Annotated in this window: 20 protein-coding genes; 8 read left to right on the forward strand and 12 right to left on the reverse strand. The window is 67.5% G+C overall.

Annotated features, from left to right (window positions below; translation table 11 throughout):
• Positions 1-14: 14 nt before the first annotated feature.
• Positions 15-3,431 carry an AfsR/SARP family transcriptional regulator gene (locus ABEA50_RS03515; protein WP_345493536.1) on the reverse strand — a complete coding sequence of 1,139 codons (3,417 nt, stop codon included), beginning with the start codon at positions 3,429-3,431 and terminating at the stop codon, positions 15-17.
• Positions 3,432-3,916: 485 nt separating this feature from the next.
• Here ABEA50_RS03515 and ABEA50_RS03520 point away from each other — a divergent pair, with 485 nt between their 5' ends.
• Positions 3,917-4,786 carry a 1,4-dihydroxy-2-naphthoate polyprenyltransferase gene (locus tag ABEA50_RS03520; RefSeq protein WP_345493537.1) on the forward strand — a complete coding sequence of 290 codons (870 nt, stop codon included), beginning with the start codon at positions 3,917-3,919 and terminating at the stop codon, positions 4,784-4,786.
• A gap of 228 nt (positions 4,787-5,014) precedes the next feature.
• On the opposite strand, the gene ABEA50_RS03525 is transcribed toward ABEA50_RS03520, so the two are convergent.
• From ABEA50_RS03525 to ABEA50_RS03535, 3 genes are all read right to left on the reverse strand, one after another.
• Positions 5,015-5,398 carry a phage holin family protein gene (locus ABEA50_RS03525; protein WP_345493538.1) on the reverse strand — a complete coding sequence of 128 codons (384 nt, stop codon included), beginning with the start codon at positions 5,396-5,398 and terminating at the stop codon, positions 5,015-5,017.
• 209 nt (positions 5,399-5,607) lie between these two features.
• A complete protein-coding gene (gene cds1 / locus ABEA50_RS03530; protein WP_345493539.1) occupies positions 5,608-6,693 on the reverse strand; it encodes an L-cysteine desulfhydrase Cds1 in 1,086 nt (361 codons plus the stop codon).
• Positions 6,690-7,154, reverse strand: a complete 465-nt coding sequence (locus ABEA50_RS03535) for a DUF4229 domain-containing protein (protein WP_425577518.1) — start codon at positions 7,152-7,154, stop codon at positions 6,690-6,692. The genes cds1 and ABEA50_RS03535 overlap by 4 nt, the downstream gene beginning before the upstream one ends.
• Before the next feature lie 183 nt (positions 7,155-7,337).
• Between ABEA50_RS03535 and ABEA50_RS03540 the strand changes: the two genes are divergently transcribed.
• From ABEA50_RS03540 to ABEA50_RS03550, 3 genes are all read left to right on the forward strand, one after another.
• Complete coding sequence (locus tag ABEA50_RS03540; protein WP_327110406.1) at positions 7,338-7,547, forward strand: BldC family transcriptional regulator; 210 nt, start codon at positions 7,338-7,340, stop codon at positions 7,545-7,547.
• Positions 7,548-7,698: 151 nt separating this feature from the next.
• On the forward strand, positions 7,699-7,938 hold the full coding sequence (locus ABEA50_RS03545) for a hypothetical protein (protein WP_345493541.1): 240 nt from the start codon (positions 7,699-7,701) through the stop codon (positions 7,936-7,938).
• A 227-nt stretch (positions 7,939-8,165) separates the two neighbouring features.
• Entirely contained in the window at positions 8,166-8,375 is a 210-nt protein-coding gene (locus ABEA50_RS03550; protein WP_345493543.1) for a hypothetical protein, read from the forward strand.
• A 173-nt stretch (positions 8,376-8,548) separates the two neighbouring features.
• Here the strand turns inward: ABEA50_RS03550 and ABEA50_RS03555 are convergent, their stop codons facing one another.
• Positions 8,549-9,280 carry a hypothetical protein gene (locus tag ABEA50_RS03555; protein ID WP_345493544.1) on the reverse strand — a complete coding sequence of 244 codons (732 nt, stop codon included), beginning with the start codon at positions 9,278-9,280 and terminating at the stop codon, positions 8,549-8,551.
• A gap of 338 nt (positions 9,281-9,618) precedes the next feature.
• On the opposite strand from ABEA50_RS03555, the gene lppU reads away from it, so the two are divergent.
• Positions 9,619-10,281, forward strand: coding sequence for an LppU family putative lipoprotein (gene lppU / locus ABEA50_RS03560; protein ID WP_345493545.1), 663 nt, complete (start codon positions 9,619-9,621; stop codon positions 10,279-10,281).
• 329 nt (positions 10,282-10,610) lie between these two features.
• Here the strand turns inward: lppU and ABEA50_RS03565 are convergent, their stop codons facing one another.
• Together ABEA50_RS03565 and ABEA50_RS03570 are read right to left on the reverse strand one after the other, a co-directional pair.
• On the reverse strand, positions 10,611-11,243 hold the full coding sequence (locus ABEA50_RS03565) for a CPBP family intramembrane glutamic endopeptidase (RefSeq protein WP_345493546.1): 633 nt from the start codon (positions 11,241-11,243) through the stop codon (positions 10,611-10,613).
• Positions 11,240-12,994 carry an alpha/beta hydrolase gene (locus ABEA50_RS03570; RefSeq protein WP_425577519.1) on the reverse strand — a complete coding sequence of 585 codons (1,755 nt, stop codon included), beginning with the start codon at positions 12,992-12,994 and terminating at the stop codon, positions 11,240-11,242. Before ABEA50_RS03570 ends, ABEA50_RS03565 begins: the two co-directional genes overlap by 4 nt.
• A 310-nt stretch (positions 12,995-13,304) precedes the next feature.
• Between ABEA50_RS03570 and ABEA50_RS03575 the strand changes: the two genes are divergently transcribed.
• A complete protein-coding gene (locus ABEA50_RS03575) occupies positions 13,305-13,529 on the forward strand; it encodes a hypothetical protein (RefSeq protein ID WP_345493547.1) in 225 nt (74 codons plus the stop codon).
• A gap of 92 nt (positions 13,530-13,621) precedes the next feature.
• Here ABEA50_RS03575 and purL read toward each other — a convergent pair whose 3' ends face one another.
• The gene (gene purL, locus ABEA50_RS03580) at positions 13,622-15,946 is read right to left on the reverse strand and encodes a phosphoribosylformylglycinamidine synthase subunit PurL (RefSeq protein WP_345493548.1); all 2,325 of its coding nucleotides are present in this window, start codon (positions 15,944-15,946) and stop codon (positions 13,622-13,624) included.
• Positions 15,947-16,089: 143 nt separating this feature from the next.
• Here purL and ABEA50_RS03585 point away from each other — a divergent pair, with 143 nt between their 5' ends.
• Positions 16,090-17,379: a glycosyltransferase 87 family protein gene (locus tag ABEA50_RS03585; RefSeq protein WP_345493549.1), complete on the forward strand. Its 1,290-nt coding sequence runs from the start codon at positions 16,090-16,092 to the stop codon at positions 17,377-17,379.
• Here ABEA50_RS03585 and ABEA50_RS03590 read toward each other — a convergent pair.
• Genes ABEA50_RS03590 through purS form a run of 3 tightly spaced genes read right to left on the reverse strand, consistent with a single transcriptional unit; the run spans position 17,328 to position 19,569 of the window.
• Positions 17,328-18,632, reverse strand: coding sequence for a M18 family aminopeptidase (locus ABEA50_RS03590; RefSeq protein ID WP_345493550.1), 1,305 nt, complete (start codon positions 18,630-18,632; stop codon positions 17,328-17,330). The genes ABEA50_RS03585 and ABEA50_RS03590 overlap by 52 nt on opposite strands.
• Positions 18,633-18,655: 23 nt before the next feature.
• Entirely contained in the window at positions 18,656-19,336 is a 681-nt protein-coding gene (gene purQ, locus ABEA50_RS03595) for a phosphoribosylformylglycinamidine synthase subunit PurQ (protein WP_345493551.1), read from the reverse strand.
• Positions 19,333-19,569, reverse strand: a complete 237-nt coding sequence (gene purS, locus ABEA50_RS03600; protein WP_345493552.1) for a phosphoribosylformylglycinamidine synthase subunit PurS — start codon at positions 19,567-19,569, stop codon at positions 19,333-19,335. The genes purQ and purS overlap by 4 nt, the downstream gene beginning before the upstream one ends.
• Before the next feature lie 111 nt (positions 19,570-19,680).
• Here purS and ABEA50_RS03605 point away from each other — a divergent pair, with 111 nt between their 5' ends.
• Positions 19,681-20,325: an MBL fold metallo-hydrolase gene (locus ABEA50_RS03605; RefSeq protein ID WP_345493553.1), complete on the forward strand. Its 645-nt coding sequence runs from the start codon at positions 19,681-19,683 to the stop codon at positions 20,323-20,325.
• 4 nt (positions 20,326-20,329) lie between these two features.
• On the opposite strand, the gene ABEA50_RS03610 is transcribed toward ABEA50_RS03605, so the two are convergent.
• Positions 20,330-21,685 (reverse strand): dipeptidase, encoded by a 1,356-nt coding sequence (locus tag ABEA50_RS03610; protein WP_345493554.1) that lies wholly within the window; start codon positions 21,683-21,685, stop codon positions 20,330-20,332.
• Between the last annotated feature and the right edge of the window lie 70 nt (positions 21,686-21,755).

Below are 21,755 nucleotides of genomic sequence, written 5' to 3' on the forward strand. Positions count from 1 at the left end.
TTCCCGCCCGGCTGTCACGCTGTGGTGGCCGGATTGTTCAACGCACGCAGGATCGCCATGATTCGATCCACACCGTGGCGGCGGCGCATCCGAGCCGAGCCCGCGAGCGCCGCCGCCATTCGGTCCGCACCCAGTGCTGTCGCGGCCAGCTCCCGGTGCCGATCCCACTGCGTCGAGGGAAAGTCCTGGCGGGCAACGGCCTTCGGTGCGAGAGCGAGCAGTTCCACCCCCGTCGTCGGATCGGCGCCGGAGGCGATCAGATAGCTGCCCACCGCGCACGCGACCGCGCCTATCTGCGGAATGTCCTGGTACTTGCCGAATTCCACGACCGATTCCGCGATCAACTCGGTCACCAGTTGGGCGACCTCACCCGCTCGTCCGTACAGCACGTAGGCATCCACGGTGGACGCGGCGGTCATTCGACGGCCGGGATCGGGACGCGCCAGCTCGGTGCCGGGCCACCCGGACAGTTCCAGCGCCCTGCGGTGCCCGAGCAAGCCCTGCTCCACCGCGCCTTCGGCGAGCACCAACTCGGCGGCGGTGTGCTCGATCGCGGACAGCAATTCGTTGTATTGACTACCTGGATCGTCACCGACCGGGTCGACAGATCCCGTGACGATCGCCATCTCCCGACGCGCCTCGGCGAGCGCACCGCAACCGATCAACGCCGCCACCAAGGAGCACCGCGTCTCCACGGTGTCCTCGTAGGCGCCGAGCGCATGCAACTTGTCGAGCGCGAATCGGTAGTGCGCTACGGCTCCCGGGTAATCGGCCACCTGACTGCGCACCATCCCGAGGTGCCTGCGGACCATGGCCACGCTCCACACTTTGCCGGTACCGACGATGCCGAGCACGAGGTCCGCGTCGTGGGTGGAGCCGTACACATCGCCGGTGTTCTCCCGAATGTTCGCCCGCATCAGCAGCGCGCTGGAACGAGTTTCCGGGTCGCCGGAGTGCGCGCCGTTCGCGAGCAGCCGCGCCACCCCCGTGCCGTCCACCCTGGAGAGCAGGATTCGCGCGACCAGCAGCGCCGATTCGCTGAGATCGCCACGCACGGCGAGCAATCGACGTAGGCGCACACGCATCGCCGCGATCGCGCGGAGATTGGCGATGCCGCCCAGGTACATCAGGTGCAGACACGCCACCACACAGCCGAGCACAACCAGGTCGGGCACGGTGCGGCGTAGTTCCGGCTCGGTGAGCTCCAACGCGACAACTCTGGTGGCCCAGGTGATCACCTCGGTATGCGAGCCGCGCATCACCCACAGCGCGCCGAGCACGGGAAACACGGTGTAGGCGGCCACGGCGTCCTCGCGGTCCAGCGCACAGCGCAGGGCCGCGATCAGGTTGTCGACTTCCTCGCCGATCGCCAGCACCAGCCGCATCTGATCGTCGGTGCTGTGCCGTTCCGCGACTTCCGTACAGAAACCCTTGGCCCACAACAGCATTCGGTCGTCGACGGCCTCGGATTCGATGCGGTCGGCGTCGAGCTTCTCTTCGCCGTACTCCCGGACGGTCTCCAGCATGCGGTAGCGCGTCCCGAGAATTTCGTCGTCGAACATGGTCAACAGCGATTGGTTCACCAGGCCGTCGACCGCGGCGGCCACATCGACTATCCGCGGACCTTCGGCGACGATCTCGGCGGCCGCCAGGGTGAATCCGGCCGGGAAACGGCACAGTCGGCACAGGGCGAGCTGCTGCGCGGGTTCGAGGAGGTCCCAGCTCCAGTCGATCACCGCGTGCAGGGTGCGGTGTCGCTCGGGCGAGCTGCGGTCACCGTGGCGCAGCAGCGAGAACCGGTCGCCGAGGCGGCGATTGATCTCCTCGACACTCATCGTGCGCACCCGCGCGGCGGCCAACTCGATCGCCAGGGGCAGCCCGTCGAGGGTCCGGCACAGCTCGGCGACGATGCCGGGATCCAGCCGCACGCCGGGACGCACGGCTCTGGCGCGCGCATCGAACAGTTCGGTGGCCGGTGATCCGCCTTCCTCGATACCCAAAGGCGCCAACGGGTACACCGTCTCCGCGGTGATCATCAGCGGGCTGCGACTGGTGGTGAGGACGGTCAGCCGATCGGCCGCGGCGATGGCGTCGGCGACGACCACCGCCACCTCGTCGATCAGATGTTCACAGTTGTCCAGGATCAACAGCATCGAGCGCGCCGACAACGCGTCGCGCAGCCGCTGCCGAAAGTCCACGCTCTGCCCCGTGCGCAATGCCTGCGAATCGAATGGCACCTCGCTGACACCGAGTGCGGCGCCGAGGGCACCTTCGACTCCGGCCCTGGCGTCGCCGCCTCGGCCGCCGCCACGCACCGAGGCCAGCTCTACCAGCACCACCGGTAGGCGTCGGGCCCGCGCACCGGCGGCGTGCGCGACGCGTGTCTTTCCGACCCCGCCGGGCCCGAGCACGGTGACCACGCGGGCGGTGCGCAGCAATTCCTCGATCCTGTCCAGGTCCGCGCCGCGTCCGAGCAACGCGTTGGGCTCGGAGCGCAGTCCGATCCTGACGTTCGACACCGCGGCGGATTGCGCCGCGGGCTGCGTGGCAGCGCTCGCCTCGGCGGAGGTGCTGCTGCTGTCCCGTTCGACCGGCGTCGCGCCCGAACCGGGTACGGCCGCGACACCGTTGGCGCGCAAGGGTTCTCCGCGCAGAATCGCGGTGTTCAAATCGATCAGCGCTCGGCCGGGGTCCGCGCCGAGTTGGTCGGCGAGCCTGGCGCGGAACGTCGCGAACGATTCCAGTGCTTCGTTGGGCCGCCCCGCCGTGGCGAGCAACCGCATCAGTGTCTGTTGTGCGGGTTCGTTCAACGGGTCGGCCTCGGCGCGCCGGTGTGCCAGGGGCAGAGCCGCGCCGAGATCACCACTGACTTCGCGGACCGCCAGTTCGAGCACGTCCAGCTCGGCGGATCTTGTCTCGGCCGCGCCGCGGAGTTCGTCGGCGATCACACCGGAGGGCAGGTCGGCGCCGGGTTCGCCGCGCCATAGTGCGCGTGCCCGCTCGATCAGTTCCAGGCACCCCGCCAGGTCGCCGAGCGCTCGACGTTCGCGTGCGCGGTGGGTGAGTACGGTCACCGCGGTGAGATCGACCTGCTCGACGGGCAGGGTCAGCCGGTAGCCCGCCGGTCCGATCTCGAGCGCGCCCTCCGGCAGTGCGGAGCGCAGTCGGGAGACCTGGGTGTGCAGCGCGTTCATCGGGGCGCGTGGCGGCTGCTGCGCCCACACGTCATCGATCAGCGTCTGCGCGCTGCGGCTGCGCCCCGGAGCCAGTGCGAGGGCGGCGAGCAGCAACCGCGCGCGGGCGCCGGGAAGCGCGCTGAGCGCACCGTCGCGGCGTAGCGCGATTTCCCCCAGCAGCCCGACGAGGACCGAGCCTGCTGGGGCCGTCAGCACTGGATTGTGGCCGTTATGGCCGTTGTGGTCGGCGATCATCCCGCCCTCATCGTAGGCGAGCGCGACCGACGAGCCGACACCATTTATTTCCGACCTGCCCCGCCTCGCCTCGCCTGGCCCTTGGGGAAAGACCGAGCCGCAACGCTGGGCGCCGCGATGCCGAAACCCGAGGCGGCCTCTCCTGCCAGCGCGCTTCGAGACTCCACACCGAAACTCGTGGCCCATCAACACTGGGACTCGGGCCGCCGCACCCCCGCGCCGCGGCACCGGGACCCATCAACACTCGGACTCGGGCACGGGCCGCTACGCGTCGGCACGCTTGGGCATCTCCCCTTCTCTCCGCTTCCCGGGCGCGGGAGTCTTTCCACCGGAACGCCGACGGCCTCGTCGCGGCCCGCTGAGTGCGCGCCAGACCGCTGAGGACTCGCGACCGGAGCTGGGTCGCATACCGGAAACCGGTACCGGTACGGCCGCCGAACCGGTCGGCGGCCGACAACCCGCTCGGCGCGGTTTAGGCTGCGCACATGGCTACTGCTGCGCAATGGATCGAAGGCACGCGCCCTCGAACTCTGCCCAACGCGATCGCTCCCGTGCTGGCAGGCACCGGCGCCGCCGCTTCCCTCGACGGCGCCGTGTGGTGGAAAGCGATTCTGGCGCTGCTTGTTTCGCTGGCGCTGATCATCGGCGTCAATTTCGCCAACGACTACTCCGACGGCGTGCGCGGCACCGACGACGAGCGGGTCGGCCCGATCCGGCTGGTCGGCCAGCGTTTGGCCTCGGCGGCGGCGGTGCGCAACGCCGCGGTCGCCAGCCTGGTGCTCGCGGCGGTGATCGGGCTGGTGCTCGCGGCGCTCACGGCGTGGTGGTTGATCCTGATCGGCGCGGTGTGCCTTGCCGGCGCGTGGTTCTACACCGGCGGCAAGAAGCCCTACGGCTACAACGGATTCGGCGAGATCGCGGTGTTCGTGTTCTTCGGCCTCATCGCGGTGCTCGGCACCCAGTTCGTGCAGGCCGAGCGGATCGACTGGGTGGGTGCGCTGCTCGCGGTTTCGGTGGGCGCGTTCTCCAGCGCGGTGCTGGTGGCCAACAACCTGCGCGACATCCCCACCGACACCGCATCCGGGAAGGTCACCCTCGCGGTGAAACTCGGCGACACCCGCACCCGCACCCTGCATCTCGTGCTGCTCGCGGCGCCGTTCGTCGTCACCCTTGTCCTCATCGCGCGGACACCGTTCGCGCTGGTCGGCCTGTTGGCCCTGCCGTTGGCCATTCGCGCCAACGCACCCGTACGCACGGGTAAGCACGGCCTGGATTTGATCGTCGCCCTGCGGGATTCGGGTCTTGCCCTGCTGGTCTGGGCCGCGGCGACCGGACTCGCGGTCGGGCTCACCTGAGCGCGGAACCGCGCGATATCGGCGCGTAGACCGGCGAAGGGGCGACACCGTGGTGTCGCCCCTTCGCTCATTGTGCCCGCGTCAGTCCCTGTCGGACGACAGCTACCGCGCACGCCGTCGACAACGTCGACGATCACCGCGGTCAACCGCCCCCGTGGCGCGCAACCGAGTTTCTCGGTCCGGCTTCCGCGGAGCAGTTCTCGGTGTCATCCCTCCGATATGCCCACCTCAGTCGTTGTCCGGCACCAGGATGCCCAGCACCCAGTTGACGACGCCGACGATGATGCCGCCGATCACCGCGGCCCACACGCTGCCGACACGAAGACCGTAATCGGTGAACTCGGTGATCCAGGCGGTCAGCCACAACATCAGCGCGTTGATCACCAGCAGGAACAGCCCGAGCGTCACGATCACCAGCGGTAGCGACAGCAGTTTCACAATCGGCTTCACCACCGCGTTCACCAAGGTGAACACGATCGCGACGGCGATGAGGACGATGATCTTGGCGCCGTTGCCCTTGTCCGCGGGGCTGACGATCTCCAGGTTGGTGACGAGAACCGTGGCCACCCAGATGGAGACCGCGGTAATGATCAACCGAATCAGATGCTGCATTCGCCAATGCTAAGCATGCTCGACCGTTGCGCGCTGACCCAAACCGGGAATATGGGATGCGACCGGGCGCGCGACCCGATGCGCACACGGCACGATCGGGCAACGCATGCACTCGAACGCGCAGGTCCTCGGCACGGTCGTCGTCGCCGAACAGCCGTTCGGTAGCGACGTTGGGCGCGCACAGTTCGGCGGGCGATACGTGCCCTCCGCTACCCGCGCCACTCCCCGGTCCGCACGAACTCCGCCAACACCGCGCCCGGCTCCCCCAACTCGAACCCGCGCGACCGAACCCAGTCGTCGTCGAAATACGTGCCCGCGTAACGATCCCCGCCGTCACACAGCAATGTCACCACGCTCCCGGCCCGCCCTTCGGCGAGCATGTCGGCGACGAGCGAGAACGCGCCCCACAGGTTGGTCCCGGTGGAGCCGCCGACTCGGCGCCCGAGTTGGTCGCTGGCATGCCGGGCGGTAGCGATCGAGGCGGCATCGGGCACCACCATCATGCGGTCGACGACGTGCGGAACGAAGGACGGCTCCACCCTCGGTCGGCCGATTCCCTCGATGCGCGAGGGCATTCCGGTGCTGTAGTCGGCGAGTCCGGTCTCGTAACCGCCGTAGAACGCGGAGTTCTCCGGGTCGACGACGGCGAGTTTCGTAGGATGTCTGCGGTAACGGATATAGCGGCCGATGGTGGCGCTGGTTCCACCGGTACCCGCGCCGACGACGATCCATTCCGGCACCGGGTGCGACTCCAAAGTCAGCTGTTCGAAGATGGATTCGGCGATATTGTTGTTTCCGCGCCAGTCGGTGGCGCGCTCGGCATTCGTGAACTGGTCGAGATAGTGCCCGTCGCATTCGGCGGCCAGCCGCGCGGCCTCGCTATACATATCGGGCGCGCGTTCCACGAAATGACAACGGCCACCTTGTCTTTCGATCAGCGCGATTTTCTGCGGCGAGGTGCTCGCAGGCATCACCGCGACGAAATCCAGGCCGAGGAGTTTCGCGAAATACGCCTCACTCACGGCGGTCGACCCCGAGGACGCCTCCACCACAGTTGTCCCTTCGGTGATCCACCCGTTGCAGATCGCGTACAGGAACAGCGAGCGCGCGAGTCGATGCTTGAGACTGCCGGTGATGTGGGTGGATTCGTCTTTCAGATACAGCCGCACATTCCATTCCGGCGGCAGAGGGTAGCGCAGCAGGTGGGTGTCGGCACTGCGTTGGGTGTCGGCGTCGATCAGGCGAACCGCGTTGTCGACCCACTCTCTCGGGGTACTGCGGTCACAGGATTTCATCGGGCCTCGCCGCGGCCTTCTTCGGGCGAGGGCGGATCGGATTTCCGTTCGCCCGTCGCGGCGTCCTCGGCAGCCGGGTCACCGGGTGCGGCGTCCGCGGCCGGTGCGGGATGCGCGGAGTCCGCGCCGCGCCCGTCGGCACCGCGCAGCCGTGCACGCAATTGCGCCTTGTCCCTGCGGCGACGCTCGTCGACCACCGCGATGTCCTCGTTGACTCGCGTGCGCATGCGCTTGAACAACGTCATCGACAACGGCATGGCGATCAGCAGCGCGAACAGTGCCGCGACCACGAGCGGAATCCGCACCGATACCAGGTGGGCGAGCAGCATGATCACCGCGGCGATCACGATCACCAGGCCGATTCTGGCGAGGGTGTAAATGCCCAGATCGCGGGCAAGTCGCCGACCGGCGCCTTGGGTTCGCTGGCCGGTAGCACCTTCCGGTGCGGGTGCGTCACTCACGGCGTTCAGCCTATGCGACGCTGAAGTCGGCCCTGGGTTCGACGGCCGCGCGAGGCCGGGTTTCACATCCGATTTGTCTATTACCTCCCCTTTACCAACTGTAGGTGGTTCGAGTACCTAGGGGTTCGGGTGCGACGATGACGCCATCTGATGAGGGAACTGTCGAGAACGGAGAGGTTTGCTATGACTGCGATCACCGTCGGCGGCCAGGACACCCTGCTGACCCCGGGTCAGGTTGCTGCCCTGTTCCACGTCGATCCGAAGACTGTCACCCGGTGGGCGCATGCCGGGCGTCTCGGTTCGCTGCGCACACCTGGCGGTCATCGCCGGTTTCGGGAGTCCGAGGTACTCCAATTGCTCCAGTCGCTGACCACAGAGGCGACCGCGCACTGAGGACCGCCGGTTGGTGCTGCGGGATTCGTAGCACCAACCCACTGTCACGTCCCCGACACACCACATAACGTCTCGGCCCTGCGCCGATTCCGTCGCCACGGTGTGCGGGAGCCGCTACCACGACTACCCTCGTGGCCAGGAGGTGAGCGACGTGACATACCTGTTGGCACTCATCGCGATCGTGGCGATCGCGGTGCTGTGCTGGAAAGCGTTCGGTCCGCAGCGAGTGGGCGGAACGCGAGAACCTTCCCGTTCACCGCTGCGTAAGCGCGACCGCCGCGTACTCGGCCCGGACGACGACCCGGAGTTCCTCTGGGGCCTTTCCCACCAGAACGGCGACTCCCACCAGAACCGCGACGGAGAACCCGGCTCGGGGCCTAAAGAGCACTGATTTTCCTCGGGTGACCACCCGGCTGCGCCGGCGGTATCGACCGCGGCGAGCCGCTCCTGACGTGCGGGCGAACGCGCGATCAAGATCATCCGGAATCCCTTGTGCCACACGTTGATCCGCCGGTGGCGCACATCACCGTGCCGTCTGTGGGCTACCCGGTGTCCTGCATACATCCGATGCGTGCGCGACGACGCACCACTGACGTGATGTGTGAGGAGAACAGACCGGTGGACAACGACTATTTCACCCGGATCCCGACCGTGGGCACCGACAGCGACGAAGGACTGGTAGAGCAGCTCAGCGACGACGCACTACGCCGACTGGCGCGTGCCGCGAGCGGGCTGTCGATCGAGAGCCAGCAATACCTCGCCGATCTTGCCCAGCGCCTGCGGGTCACCGAGGGCTTGGCGCCGCGCGAGCAGGTCACCGAGCTGTGACATTGGTCGCATAGTTCACCGGCCGACCCACCGAGAACGGGTAAAAACATGCCTCGAGGGGCGGGCGCGCTGTGGTGTGCCCGCCCCTCGAGGACGTAAAGCAAGTGGACCGTGGACAGGCCCTGCCTGTGGAAAGCGTTACTCGGCGACTCGAGAACCGCTGAGTCGCGCGGTCACGGCTGACCGGTGAGCACCGCGGTGACGGCGTCGATGAACGGTTGCCCGCCCATAGCCAGACCACCAGCGATCGCACCGACAACGAGGCCGATCGGACCGGTGATGATGCTGAAGAAGCCGACACCGATGATGGTGCCGATCAGGCCACCGATCAGACCACCGGCGACAATGCCGACGACGTTCTTGTTGAGCTCGACCATCAGCCGGTCCATCGAGTTGATGGGCTGCATCTCGCCGACGTCCTTGGCGTTCATGGTCGGGGTGAGCGCGAGACTCTTGCCGTCGTCGCTGATCTGTTGCGCGACAGCGAGATTACGACCGGAGACCTGAAAGGTGAGCGGCACCTCGGCGACGAAATCACCCGCGTCCGAGCGCAGCGTGACCTTGCTGCGGTCCTCGGCCAACTCGAATCGGCCGCCGTCGACCGAGGTGCTGATGACCTTGGCGCTCTGCACGATCTCTGGGTCGGTGACCTCAGGTGCCGCCGTCGTTGTCGGAGCCTGCGAAACCTCGGCCTCGGCTCCTTCGGCTTGATCGTCCGCGACCGGCCGATCGGAAAGTACGGTGTGGTAGCTGACGCCTTGCTCAACGCCGGACGCCGAAACTTCCTTGGCTGCTTGCTGCGTCGGTTCTGCGTGCTGGGTCGGCTGTGCATTCACAGTGCCCGCAGCGATTCCCACAGCAGCGACAGCCATGAGAGTGGTGGCGGCAATCTTGCCGATTCTCATTACTCGATTCCTTCTCACGGGTCATCCGACTTGACGCGGCCGGACGGCGTGACTGTACAGCGCATTGGCGATTTTTCCAGATGTGGAAATTCGTACACGAGCGCAGCAGTCTGTTGCCCGATTGTGATGTCAGCCGGCGCACGGGAGCAGACCTGCGGAAACACCGTATGGACCGGAATGTTTTGGCGCGCAAGGATTCGACGCACATGCGCCACATAGGGTAAGCATGGCGTGACTTTCACTATCAGTTCCAACTTCGATCTCGTCGCCGGGGGACCGAAGCGTTACAGCTCGGGAGGCTGTCCGTGTCGCGCCAACGCGTTCGTGCAGGTGTCACCTTGGCAGGGTTCATCGGTATCGCCGCGCTCGCAGCCGTCATCGTCGCCGGGTTGGCGATCACGATGTCGGATTCCGAGACGACCGACAACCAGGCCAAGGTCACTGACACCACGACCACCACCCCGGAGACCACCGACTCCGATGACTCCAATGGTGCGCCAACCACTTCCGTCATCACCCTGTCGACCACCCCGGAACTGCCGCCACCGCCACCACCGGAAACCTCCGCGATTCAGGGTGGGGTGAACAAGGACGCGACGGCGGTGCAAATGAACGTCGGTGACTGCGTGAGCCTCGCCGGCGGCGGTGCCACCATCGACAAGACCACCTGCGGCAGTTCGAGTTCCACCTACAAGGTGGTCGACAAGGCTCCCGCCGACAGTCAATGTCCCAGCGACGTCGACCACACCTTCGACGGCACCCTGCGCGGCGCCGACCATGCCGCACTGTGCCTGGACATCGACTGGGTGATCGGCAGCTGTATGGAACTCACCCCCGGCAACCCGCAACGCGTCGACTGTGGCACCCAGGGCATCAGCAATGGCGTTCGGATCGTGGAGATTCGGCGCGACACCACGAATATCTACGACTGCGGCACAGCCAATGACCGCGGGATCGTCTACCAACAACGCCGATTCGTGGTGTGTGCGGCGCAGCTGTAGACCCCGCTACCCGCGCTTCGCCTGACGAGGCAGTCCGCCGAGTTGCGAGACGTTGCCGTCGCGGGTCGTTGCCTGCTGAGCACGAGGTACCGAGCCGTCGGGTCCGTTCAGGCAGTGCCCATTCGGTGCTGTACATCGGCTACTGAACACGAGCTTCATCGACACGAGCGGAGCCGAGCAAAAGTCAGGCACGGCTCGCGATTTCCCGAAGAACCCGGTATCAGTGGCCGTTCGGTGCCGTACATCCGTTACTGAACACGAGCTTCATCGACCCGAGCGGAGCCGAGCAAAGGCCAGGCACGACTCGGCGAGTTCCAAAGCACCCGGTGTCAGCGCGTGGTCGATAGCCGACGAGCGAGCACCGGCGCCACCGCACCGCCCGTATTGAGGGTGAAGTGCGCCGCCGCGGGCGCGGTCACGCTGTCGCCACGACGGCGGAGCCAGCCGAATACCAGTCCGGCGGCCGTGGTGGCGAGTACGGTGCCGAGCACACTGTCGCCAGCCACACGCGCGGGATGTATGTGCCACAGACCGAAGGCGAACGCACCGAAGACGGCACCGATCCGGGTACCGAATGCCCTGTCCAGCAGCGGATTCAGCGTGCCACGGAAGATCAGTTCCTCGCCGTGAACGGTGCCGATCGGAATGTGCACGGCCACCCACTCCACCGTGCTCACCTCGGCCGAGCGATCGGTGATCGTCGCGATCTTGCCGCGCACCGGCGCCACGGCGAGGGCGCCACCGTATCCCGCCGCCACCACCGTGGCCGCACCGAGCCCAACGCGTAACCCCCTGGTCGACAACCAATTCGGTGCGCCGCGAAAAATCAGCGCGTACCCGCACGCGAAACACACACTCGCGAGCGTTCGCCCGCGCAGGCCGAGGCCGAGACGCGGCAGGACGGCATTGCTCCACACCACCGGAACCCCGAAGGCCACCAGCGCTTTCGCTCGCTCGCTCACTTCACGTCCCGCTCGAGGTCCTCGGCGACTTCGATCGCCGCACGCACCCGCTCGGCGCGCTCGGCGTTCCAGTCCCGAGGTGCCGCGATCGCCACCCACCCGTCGAGCACCAGGCTGCCGTAACGGTGTCCATGTCCATCGGTAACCGCCTGCGCGTTGGTGAGGTCGGCGGCAACCTGCCAGAAGGTCACGAACGGCCACCAGCGCATCTGGGTCGATACGTCGGCACCGCGCGGTTCCGATAGCCAATCCGGTTGCGAGAAGATGAGATCGGGTGACCACCAGATGATCGGGTCCGAGGCGTGCTGGAGGTAGGCGATGCGCGGTGCTCGCCATTCGGTCGAGGGGCGCGCCAGCGCGGCACGGTCGGCGGCGAAACGAACAACCAGTCCGTCGGCGTATACCGGGGCGATCTCGGGGGAACCCGGATCGCGCCGCGAAATGAACTGATTCCACAGTCGATTGGAGTTCGGCGGCCCCACCCACAACGCACCGTCGACTTTCGAACGCAGGTCGGCGAGGCCGTCGAAAGCCGCCTCCGAACCCTCCGAGCCCAAGCTCTCGCCGTACACCAGCAGCTTGGGGCGCGACTGCGCCGGGCGGGCGATCCAATGCTGGTAGACCGCGTCGAACATCTCCTTGCCCGCGGTCAACGCCTTGCCTCGGTCGGCGAGAAATGAGAGCACACTGGGCAGATAGGAATACTGCGAGGCAAGGATCGCGGTATCACCGCCGTACATGTACTCGATCGCGTCGGCGGCCATCGAATTCACCCATCCCGTGCCAGTGGTCGTGGCCACCACCAACACCTTGCGGTCGAACGCACCGGTACGTTCCAGTTCCGCCGCGGCGAGTTCGGCTGGTTTCCGCTCCGACGCACCCGATTCGAGACCGACGTAGGCCCGGATCGGTTCGCGAGCGGGCTCGCCGGTGACCTCCTGAATCCGGCTCGCACTCGGCCCGTGCGAGACGAACCACCGGCCCTCGAAACCGAGGGTGTCCCACTTCGCCAGCGACGCGGGGCTGCCGGATCGTTCGGGCGATATCGGCTGTAGCGCCTCGGGCGAGGTGCGATCGTTGCGCACACTGAACGCCGAGTTCGCCACCGCGAAGAACGCACGGGAGGCGACACCGTTGAAAGTGGTCACCGCGAGCACGACCAGAACGAGACAGCCTGCGGCGGGCGCCAATTCACGCGGCACCCGAACCCACTGATTGAGCAGCCTGGCCAGGAACAAGATGAGCTCGCGCACGGTGCGGTAGACCGCAACCACGGCGGCGGCGACGGCGACGCTCAGCAATCCGGTACGCAGGTAGGCGGGTGTCGTGGTGCCGGTCATGCCCATCAGCGCGGTGATTTCGCGCTGCCAGCGCGCCGATTGCACCAGCATCAGCCCCGCGCTCACCCCCGCGGTGAACAGGATCGCCGATTTCACCGCGTACCGCACCCAGGTCGGCGGGGAGGGGACGGGCAGTTTTTTGCGCAGCCAGGGGCGGATCCACAGGCGAAACAACCATTCCAGGACGCAGCCGACCCCGTAGCCGAGCGCGGCGTTGATGCCGCTGATCAAGCCCTGGAACAGCCAGTCGCGCGGCAGCAGCGACGGCGTCACCGACAGCGCGAAGAAGATCGTCGCGATGACCAGCCCGACGTAGTTGAGATCGATGATGGCTTCGGCCCTGTGCACGACGGCGACACCGCGCGTGCGCAGCCGCGTCATTCTCGTCGGGGTCACCACCATCGTGGACATGCGCGCCTCAGCCACCCACCGGCGAACGACGCACCCGCGGCCGGGCCACCCACGGCCTCGACGCGTCCGTAACGATCTTCATCCGACCAGTATGGCGCCGAGTGCGCTCGTGCGCGGCGATCGGTGCACCGCGCGGCGCAGCCGAGCGCGCTGCGAAAAGCGGAGCCGTCAGCCTTACGCCGCGCCTCGATCCACCGCCGAGTGCGGATTACCCACGCGCAGCGGCATTTACGACGACCGGCAACTACCCATGCCGCTCGAGTAGTTGTACGCGGTCCCCACGCACTGTGAGCGACAAGACTTTCTGCCTATGAGCACAACACCCAACGCACCACCGAGCATGGTCTCGGGCTTCGCCGCCGTCGCGGCGACCGCGTTCGGCGTCAGCTCCCTCGGGGCGGGCGTCGGAAGCTGCTGTCGGCCATCGGCCGTACGACATCGCGACGTTCGCACCACACCGGTGATGAAGGCACGCGACCGAGCGTGGCCGGACGGGCCATGCGCCGAGCACGACACCGCGCGCAGGCCCGCCTGAGCCACACCGGTCGTGGCGGGTCATGCAGGAGGGGTCATGACCCGCCCGGACAGGCGCGCTGCCATGCACTTTCGGACGAGCGCGAGCAGGAACTATCGCGCGATCGCGCCGAACAGGGCGGGCAGCGTGCCTTCGTGCGCCGCACGCAATTCGGTCAACGGCACCGAGAATTGGCCTTGCACCTCGACCGAGTCGGCGCCCTGGTCGACAACACCGATCCGCACCCACGGCAATCCGCGCGCGGTGCACATCTTGGTGAACCTGGTCTCCTCCGAGCGCGGCACCGCAACCAGCACGCGGCCGGCGGATTCGGAGAACAACGTGACGAACGGGTCGCTGTCCTCGGGAAGCAGGATGCGGCAGCCGGTTTCACCGGCCAGCGCGGCCTCCACGACGGTTTGGGCGAGGCCGCCCTCCGAAAGGTCGTGCGCGGCACTGATCATGCCGTCGCGCGAGCCAGCGGTGAGCACCTCGGCGAGCAGTTGCTCGCGCGCGAAATCCACCGTCGGTGGCACACCGCCGAGGTGATCGTGGACCACCTGCGACCAGATGGATCCACCGAATTCGTCGCGGGTATCGCCGAGCAGGATCAGCGTCTCGCCCGGTTCGAGACCCAGGCCGCTGGGGATACGGCGATGCACATCGTCGAGCACGCCGAGCACGCCGACCACCGGGGTCGGCAGGATCGCGGTCTTGCCGGTCTGGTTGTAGAAGCTCACGTTGCCGCCGGTCACCGGAATGCCGAGCGCCACACAGCCGTCGGCGAGTCCCCGGACCGCCTGCTGGAACTGCCACATCACGCCGGGATCCTCCGGCGAGCCGAAGTTCAGACAGTTGGTGACCGCCTTCGGCGTCGCACCCGTGGTGGCGACATTGCGGTAGGCCTCGGCCAGCGCCAGTTGCGCACCCGTGTACGGGTCGAGCTTGGTGTAGCGCCCCGAGGCATCGGTGGCCAGCGCGATACCGCGGCCGGTCCGCTCGTCGACGCGCACGACACCGGCGTCGGCGTGCTCGGCGAGCACGGTGTTGCCGCGCACGTAGCGGTCGTACTGTTCGGTGATCCAGCCGCGGCTGCACAGCTGCGGGCTCGCGATCATCCGCAGCAGCGTCTCGCGCAGTTCGTCGGCGGTCTTGGGTCGCGGCAACTCGTCGGGGGTCGCGGCGATCAGTGCGTCCTGATCGGCGGGACGCCGCACGGGCCGCTCATAGACCGGTCCTTCGTGGGCGACGGTGCGCGGCGGCACGTCGACCACGGTCTCACCGTGCCAGGTGACCACGAGGCGCTCACCGTCGGTGACCTCGCCGATCACCGTGGCCAGCACGTCCCATTTGCGGCAGACCTCGAGGAACGCCTCGACGTTGTCCGGGGTGACGACCGCGCACATCCGCTCCTGCGACTCGCTGGAAAGCACCTCGGCGGGCGTCATTCCGGTGGCGCGCAACGGCACACGATCCAGCTCGATGTGCATGCCACCGTCTCCGGCAGCGGCGAGTTCGGAAGTGGCGCATGACAATCCAGCGCCACCGAGGTCTTGGATGCCGACCACCAGCTTGGCGGCATACAGCTCGAGACAGCACTCGATGAGCACCTTCTCGGTGAACGGGTCGCCCACCTGCACGCTCGGCAGCTTCTTGCGGCTGCGCTGGTGCCCGGAACCGCCCTCGGCGTCGTCGGACTCCGCGTCACCGGCGAACGAGTCCGAGGCGAGCACCGATACGCCGCCGATACCGTCGAGCCCGGTGCGCGCGCCGAACAAGATGATCTTGTTACCCGCGCCGGAGGCGAAGGCAAGATGCAGATCCTCGGTACGCATCACCCCGGCGCACAGCGCGTTCACCAAGGGGTTGCCCTGGTAAGAGGCATCGAAGACCGTCTCGCCACCGACATTCGGCAGGCCGAGCGAATTGCCGTACCCGCCGACACCGCGCACCACGCCGTCGACCACGCGTCGGGTATCAGCCGCGTCCGCCGCACCGAAGCGCAGCTGATCCATCACCGCCACCGGGCGCGCGCCCATCGCCATGATGTCGCGCACGATGCCACCGACACCGGTGGCCGCACCCTGGTACGGCTCCACGTAGGACGGGTGATTGTGGCTTTCCACCTTGAAGGTCACCGCCCAGCCGTCGCCGATGTCGACCACACCCGCGTTCTCGCCGATGCCGGCCAGCATCGACGCGCGCATCTCGTCGGTGGTGGTCTCGCCGAAGTACCGCAGATGCACCTTCGACGACTTGTAGGAGCAGTGCTCGCTCCACATCACCGAATACATCGCCAACTCGGCGTCGGTCGGCCTGCGGCCGAGGATCTCCTTGATCCTGGCGTACTCGTCGTCTTTGAGTCCCAGCTCCTTGTACGGCTGCGCCACAGCATCTGCGGCTGCGGCGGCGCTCACGGTATCGACCTGCGGAGTCACGGAGTACAGGGTCCTTTCGGCCAGGCATGGTGCAGCGACGACGGTTGTCACTGATTGCGGCGATATGCCTGCCGACAAGTCTAGAGGCAGGCACTTGCGCGGCAGCCGGTGAGGTGGGCCGGCGCGACGGCTAATCTGAGTCCGTGACCGACAGATCGGGGTTTGCCCGGCCGACCGAGCAACGCGCCGATGCCGTTGACCACCGCGCTGCCCACCGGGTATCGCCGCCCGATTCCCCGTACCCGATTCGCTGGCTGATTGCCGCACTCGCGCTGTTCGCGGCGTCGGCCGCACTGTCGCTGCTGTTGCACTGGTGGAACGGCTTCATCGATCTCGAGGTCTATCGCAACGGCGCCGAGGCATGGCTGAAAGACCGTGCGGTGTACGGCCCCATGCCGCCCGTACAGGGCACAGGCCTGCCGTTCACCTACCCGCCGCCCGCCGCCCTGTTCTTCATCCCACTCGCGGTGACGCCGCTGGGTGGCGCCCAAACTCTGCTGCTGGCCACCTCGGTGGGTTGCCTGGCGATCACGCTGTGGCTGGTACTCGGGCGCATTCGGCCCGGACTGTCGCGCGCCACCATGGTGATCCTCGTCATCGGCGCTGTCGCGCTGACCCAAACCTTGGAGCCGGTGCGCCAAACCTTCAGCTACGGCCAGATCAATCTGGTGCTCATGGCCGCCGTGACGCTGGACTGCCTGGTACGCAAGCCGGTCTGGCCGCGCGGACTGCTGGTCGGGCTCGCCACCTCGGTGAAACTGATCCCCGGCGGATTCCTGCTGTATTTCGTCCTTCGCAAGGACTGGAAGGCCGCGGCGACCACGGTGCTCGCCACCGCGGCCGCCTTCGGCGCCGCGTTCCTGATCATGCCCGACGACTCGGCCGAATACTGGTCGAAAACCCTCAGTAACACCGACCGCATCGGTGCGCCCTACTACGCGGGCAATCAGTCGATCAAAGGCGCGGTCTTCCGACTAGGCGTCTCCGACTCGACCGCCACCATCCTGTGGCTGACGCTGTCGCTGGTGACGGTGACACTCGCGGCGATCTGGATGCGTCGCCTACTCGACGCCGACGCGCCCGTGGCCGCCCTACTGGTGAACGCGGCCGCACTGCTGCTGATCTCGCCGATCTCCTGGTCGCACCACTGGGTGTGGGTCGCGCCGGCGCTGGTGTTCGTCGTCGACCGCATCGCGCGCGGCAAGCGCGACCCGCGCGTCGTCGGCGTGGTGGTCGCCGCGGCGTTGGTGCTGCTGACGGCTCCGCAGTGGTGGCTCCCGAATTCCGAGGATCGCGAACTCGGCTGGGCGTGGTGGCAGCAGATCATCGGCAGCGGCTACGTGCTCGCGACCTTCGCCATGTTCGTCGTCGCGGTCGCGGTTTACCGGCCAGCATTGACCGGGGTGAGGAAGGCCGCGAGCGCCGCCGCGTAGGCGGGAACGTCGGCGGCGCCCATCATTTCGCGCGCCGAGTGCATCGCCAACTGGGGCGCGCCCACATCGGCGGTCGGGATTCCGGTGCCTGCCGCGGTCATCGGGCCGATAGTCGACCCGCAGGGCAGATCGGCGCGATGGACGTAGCGCTGCAAGGGAACTCGCGCCTGCTCACACGCCAACGCGAAGGCACCGGCACCCACGGCGTCGGTGGCGTAGCGCAGATTTTGATTCACCTTCAGCACCGGGCCACCGTTCACCTCGATTCGGTGCGCGGGCTCGTGCCGTTCCGGATAGTTGGGGTGGGTGGCATGCGCCATATCGCCGGAGGCACACACCGAACCGGCAAGCGTCGCGAGGAATTCGGCGCGACCGCCGCCACGGGAGAGCACAATGCGCTCCAGCACCGTCGAGAGCAGATCCGACTGCGCGCCACGATCGGACTGACTGCCGACCTCTTCGTGATCGAACATCGCCAGCACCGGGACGGCCGCACCTGGCTCGGCGACCGCGGCGACGAACGCCTCCAGCCCCGCGTAGCAGGTGCCTTGGTTGTCCAGTCGGGGCGCGCTCACCAGATCGCGGTCGCGGCCGAAGACGCGACTCGGGGTGAGGTCGTGGGTCATCAGTTCCCAGCCGAGCACCGCGTTCGCGTCCACCTTCGCGTGTTCGGCGACGAAACCGAGGAACGAGCGCGGCTCCCTGCCGACACCCCACACCGCGTTCACATGCCGCTGCGGGTCGAGGGTGACGCCGCGACGATCCTCCGACAGGTGAATCGCCAGCTGCGGCACCCGCAGGATCGGGTCGTCGATGCGAATCAGCAAGCCACGCACCGAGTTCCCGTCACGCACGGTCAACCGACCCGAGATACCGAGCTCCCGGTCCAGCCAGGAATTCAGCAACGCGCCGCCATACGGCTCCAACCCGACCAGTTGCCACCCGGCGACCGCCAGGTCCGGGTATTGCTTGACCCGCAGATTCGGGCTGTCGGTATGCGCACCGACCACCCGGAACGGTGTCGTCGCGTGCTGTCCGGCCTGCGCACCCGCCCAGGCGACCAACGATCCGCCGCGCACCACATAGTGGTTGCCGGTCGCCTCCGAGGGCCACGTGTCGGACTCCGCCAGTCTGGTGAATCCGAGCGCGTCCAATTTCGCCGCGGCGGTATGGCAGACGTGAAACGGCGAGGGGGACGCGTCGACGAACGCACAGAGTCCGTCGGCCGAGGCGGCAGTGGTCGAAACGGGCATGCCCGCGATCCTATGCCGCCCGATCAGGCCGAGACCAGTGCGTCCAACGCCGAGAGAAACAGGCCGAGACCATCGTCACTCGGGCCGGTCAACGGCTCGGTGGCGTGCTCGGGGTGCGGCATCAGTCCGACGACGCGCCCGTTGGCCGACGCGATGCCCGCGATACCGCGCTGCGACCCGTTCGGGTTCTCGCCCACGTAGCGGAACACCACCCGGCCTTCGCCCTCCAGCTCGTCCAGCACCTCGGCGGAAGCTTGGAAGCGACCCTCCCCCGACTTCAGCGGGACCAGGATCTGGGCGCCCTGCTCGTAGCGAGAGGTCCACAGGGTCGAGGTGGACTCGACGCGCAACCACTCGTCACGGCAGAGGAAATGCAGGCCTTCGTTGCGGGTGAGCGCGCCCGGCAGCAGCCCGGCCTCACACAACACCTGAAAACCGTTGCAGATACCGAGAACCGGCAGACCCGCCGTGCTCGCCGCGCGCACGACCTCGCCCATCACCGGCGCGAACCGCGCGATGGCGCCCGCGCGCAGGTAATCGCCGTAGGAGAAGCCGCCGGGCACGACGACCGCGTCGACCTGCTTGAGGTCGGCGTCGGCGTGCCACAGGCTGACCGCCTCGGCACCGGCCAGCCGGACCGCCCGCGCCGCGTCGACGTCGTCGAGCGTGCCAGGGAACGTGATCACCCCGATGCGCGCGGTCATGGCAGCCGAACGACCTTCCACTCCTCGATCACCGTGTTGCACAGCAGTGATTCGGCGATCTGTTCCAACTCGGCGTCACCGATGTTGTCATCGACGTCGAGTTCGAACCGCTTGCCCTGGCGAACATCCGAGATGCCCTCGAATCCCAGGCGCGGGAGTGCACCGACGATGGCCTGGCCCTGCGGATCCAGGATCTCGGCCTTCGGCATCACCTCGACCACGACTCGTGCCACCGTTGCTCCTCATGTGGTGTGGGGGGTTACGCAGGCAGCTTAGTTGTGCCGGTCGCCGACAGCGGCTGCGGGGTCGGCGAGAATTCACCGGTCGAGCAATAACATGGACGCATGCGCATAGCTCACTTCGGCCACTCCTGTCTGCTCGTCGAGCTGCACGGCAAACGCGTCCTTTTCGACCCCGGCACCTTCTCGCACGGGTTCGAGGGCATCACCGGCCTGGACGCCATCGCCGTCACCCACCAGCACCCCGACCACATCGACCCCCAGCGCATCGAGGCACTGATCGAGGCCAACCCGCAGGCACGGCTGCTCTCGGATCCGCAGACCGCCGAGCAGCGCGGCGAGGGGTGGGAGGCGGTGCACGCGGGCAACACGCTGTCGCTGGGCGAGCTGCACATCACCGGCGGTGGCGGCAGGCACGCGGTGATCCACCCCGAACTCCCGGTGATCGACAACACGGTTTTCCAGCTCGGCACCCCCGAGGATCCCGCGCAACTGGTGCACCCCGGCGACTCGCTGTGGGTGCCACCCGTGCGAGTCGGCGTGCTCGCCACCCCCACGGTCGCACCGTGGATGAAGCTCAGCGAGGCCGTCGACTACCTGCGTGCGGTGAATCCGCGCACCGCGCTGCCCATCCACTTCGGACTGATCCGCGAGGAAGCCCAAGGCGTGTATTTCGGTCGGCTCACCGAAATGGCGCCCGAGGGAACCGAATTCCGCGTCGTGCGCGAGGAGGATTCCGTGCAGCTGTGACCACTCACTTGCGATAGGACGCGAGAAACAGCGCTTCGGCCAACGCGATACGTTCGATCTCGCGCGGATCGACGCTCTCGTTGGGCGCGTGGATCAGGCATTGTGGCTCCTCCACCCCCAGCAGCATGATCTCCGCCTCCGGGTAGGTGTCGGCGAAGGTGTTGCACAGCGGGATCGAACCGCCTTGCCCCTGGGTGGTCACTTCTTGCTCGTAGGCGGCCGACAGTGCCGCCTCCATCGCGGCACGCGCTGGCCCGGACCTACCGGAACGAAAAGGGGCGCCGGTGGATTCGAGTTCGATGGTGAGCTTCGCGCCCCATGGCGTCTCGGCCTCCAGGTGCTCGACCAGCGCCCTGTGCGCCTGCCTCGGATCGGTGCCGGGCGGAATGCGCAGATTGAGCCGAGCACGCGCGGCGGGCTGAATGGCCGCCGAGGACCCGACCACCGGCGGCACGTCGATGCCGAGCACCGTCAACGCCGGTCGCGCCCACAGCATGTCGGCGACACTGCCGCTGCCGATGAGCTCGACATCGGTGAGCACGCCCGCGTCCGCGGCGAACTGTTCCTTCGGATACCGCACACCCTGCCACACCTGATCGTTGGCAAGACCGGCGATGGTGGTGTCGCCGCGCTCGTCGCGCAGCGTCGAGAGCAGCTGGATCAGCGCCGCCAACGCATCCGGCGCCGGTCCCCCGAACATGCCCGAATGCACCGGCCCGGCAAGGGTTTCCACGCTGACGACCACGTTGACATTGCCGCGCAGCGTCTCGGTGAGCGTCGGAACACCCCTGGCGAAGTTCCCGCTGTCACACACCAGGATGGCGTCGGCGCGCAACAGCCCGGGATTCGCCTCGACGAACCGCTCCAGGCCACCGGTGCCCTGCTCCTCCGACCCCTCTGCGACCAAGGTGACCCCGATCGGCAGGTCGGGACCGAGCGCACGCAACGCGGTCAGGTGCATGACGATATTGCCCTTGCAGTCCGCGCTACCCCGGCCGTACCAGCGGCCGTTGCGCTCGGTGAGCTGCCACACCGGCACCCGCCACGCGGCATCGTCCAGCGGAGGTTGCACGTCGTAGTGGCAGTACAGCAGCACCGTCGGTGCGCCGGCGGGTGCCGGTCGGCTCGCGATCACCGCCCTGCTGCCGTCGGGAGTTTCGTGCAGTCCGACCTTGCGCAGCCCCGCCGCGACGAAGGCGTCGGCGACCCATTGCGCGGTGCGGTGACATTCCTCCGGCGGGAATTGTCGTGGGTCGGCCACGGACTTGAACGAGACCAGTTGCGCCAGATCCGTTTTCGCCTGCGGCATCAGCGCGGCGACGGCGGTGCGGAGTTCCTCGACCCGCCCGAGCCCATTCATCTGGATCGACCCGTCAGCACACCGCCCGCAAGCACAGCAGTCGCCGCCATTCGCACTCCTCGTCGAGACA

The sequence above is a fragment of the Nocardia callitridis genome (genome assembly GCF_039543305.1).
GTDB lineage: Bacteria > Actinomycetota > Actinomycetes > Mycobacteriales > Mycobacteriaceae > Nocardia > Nocardia callitridis.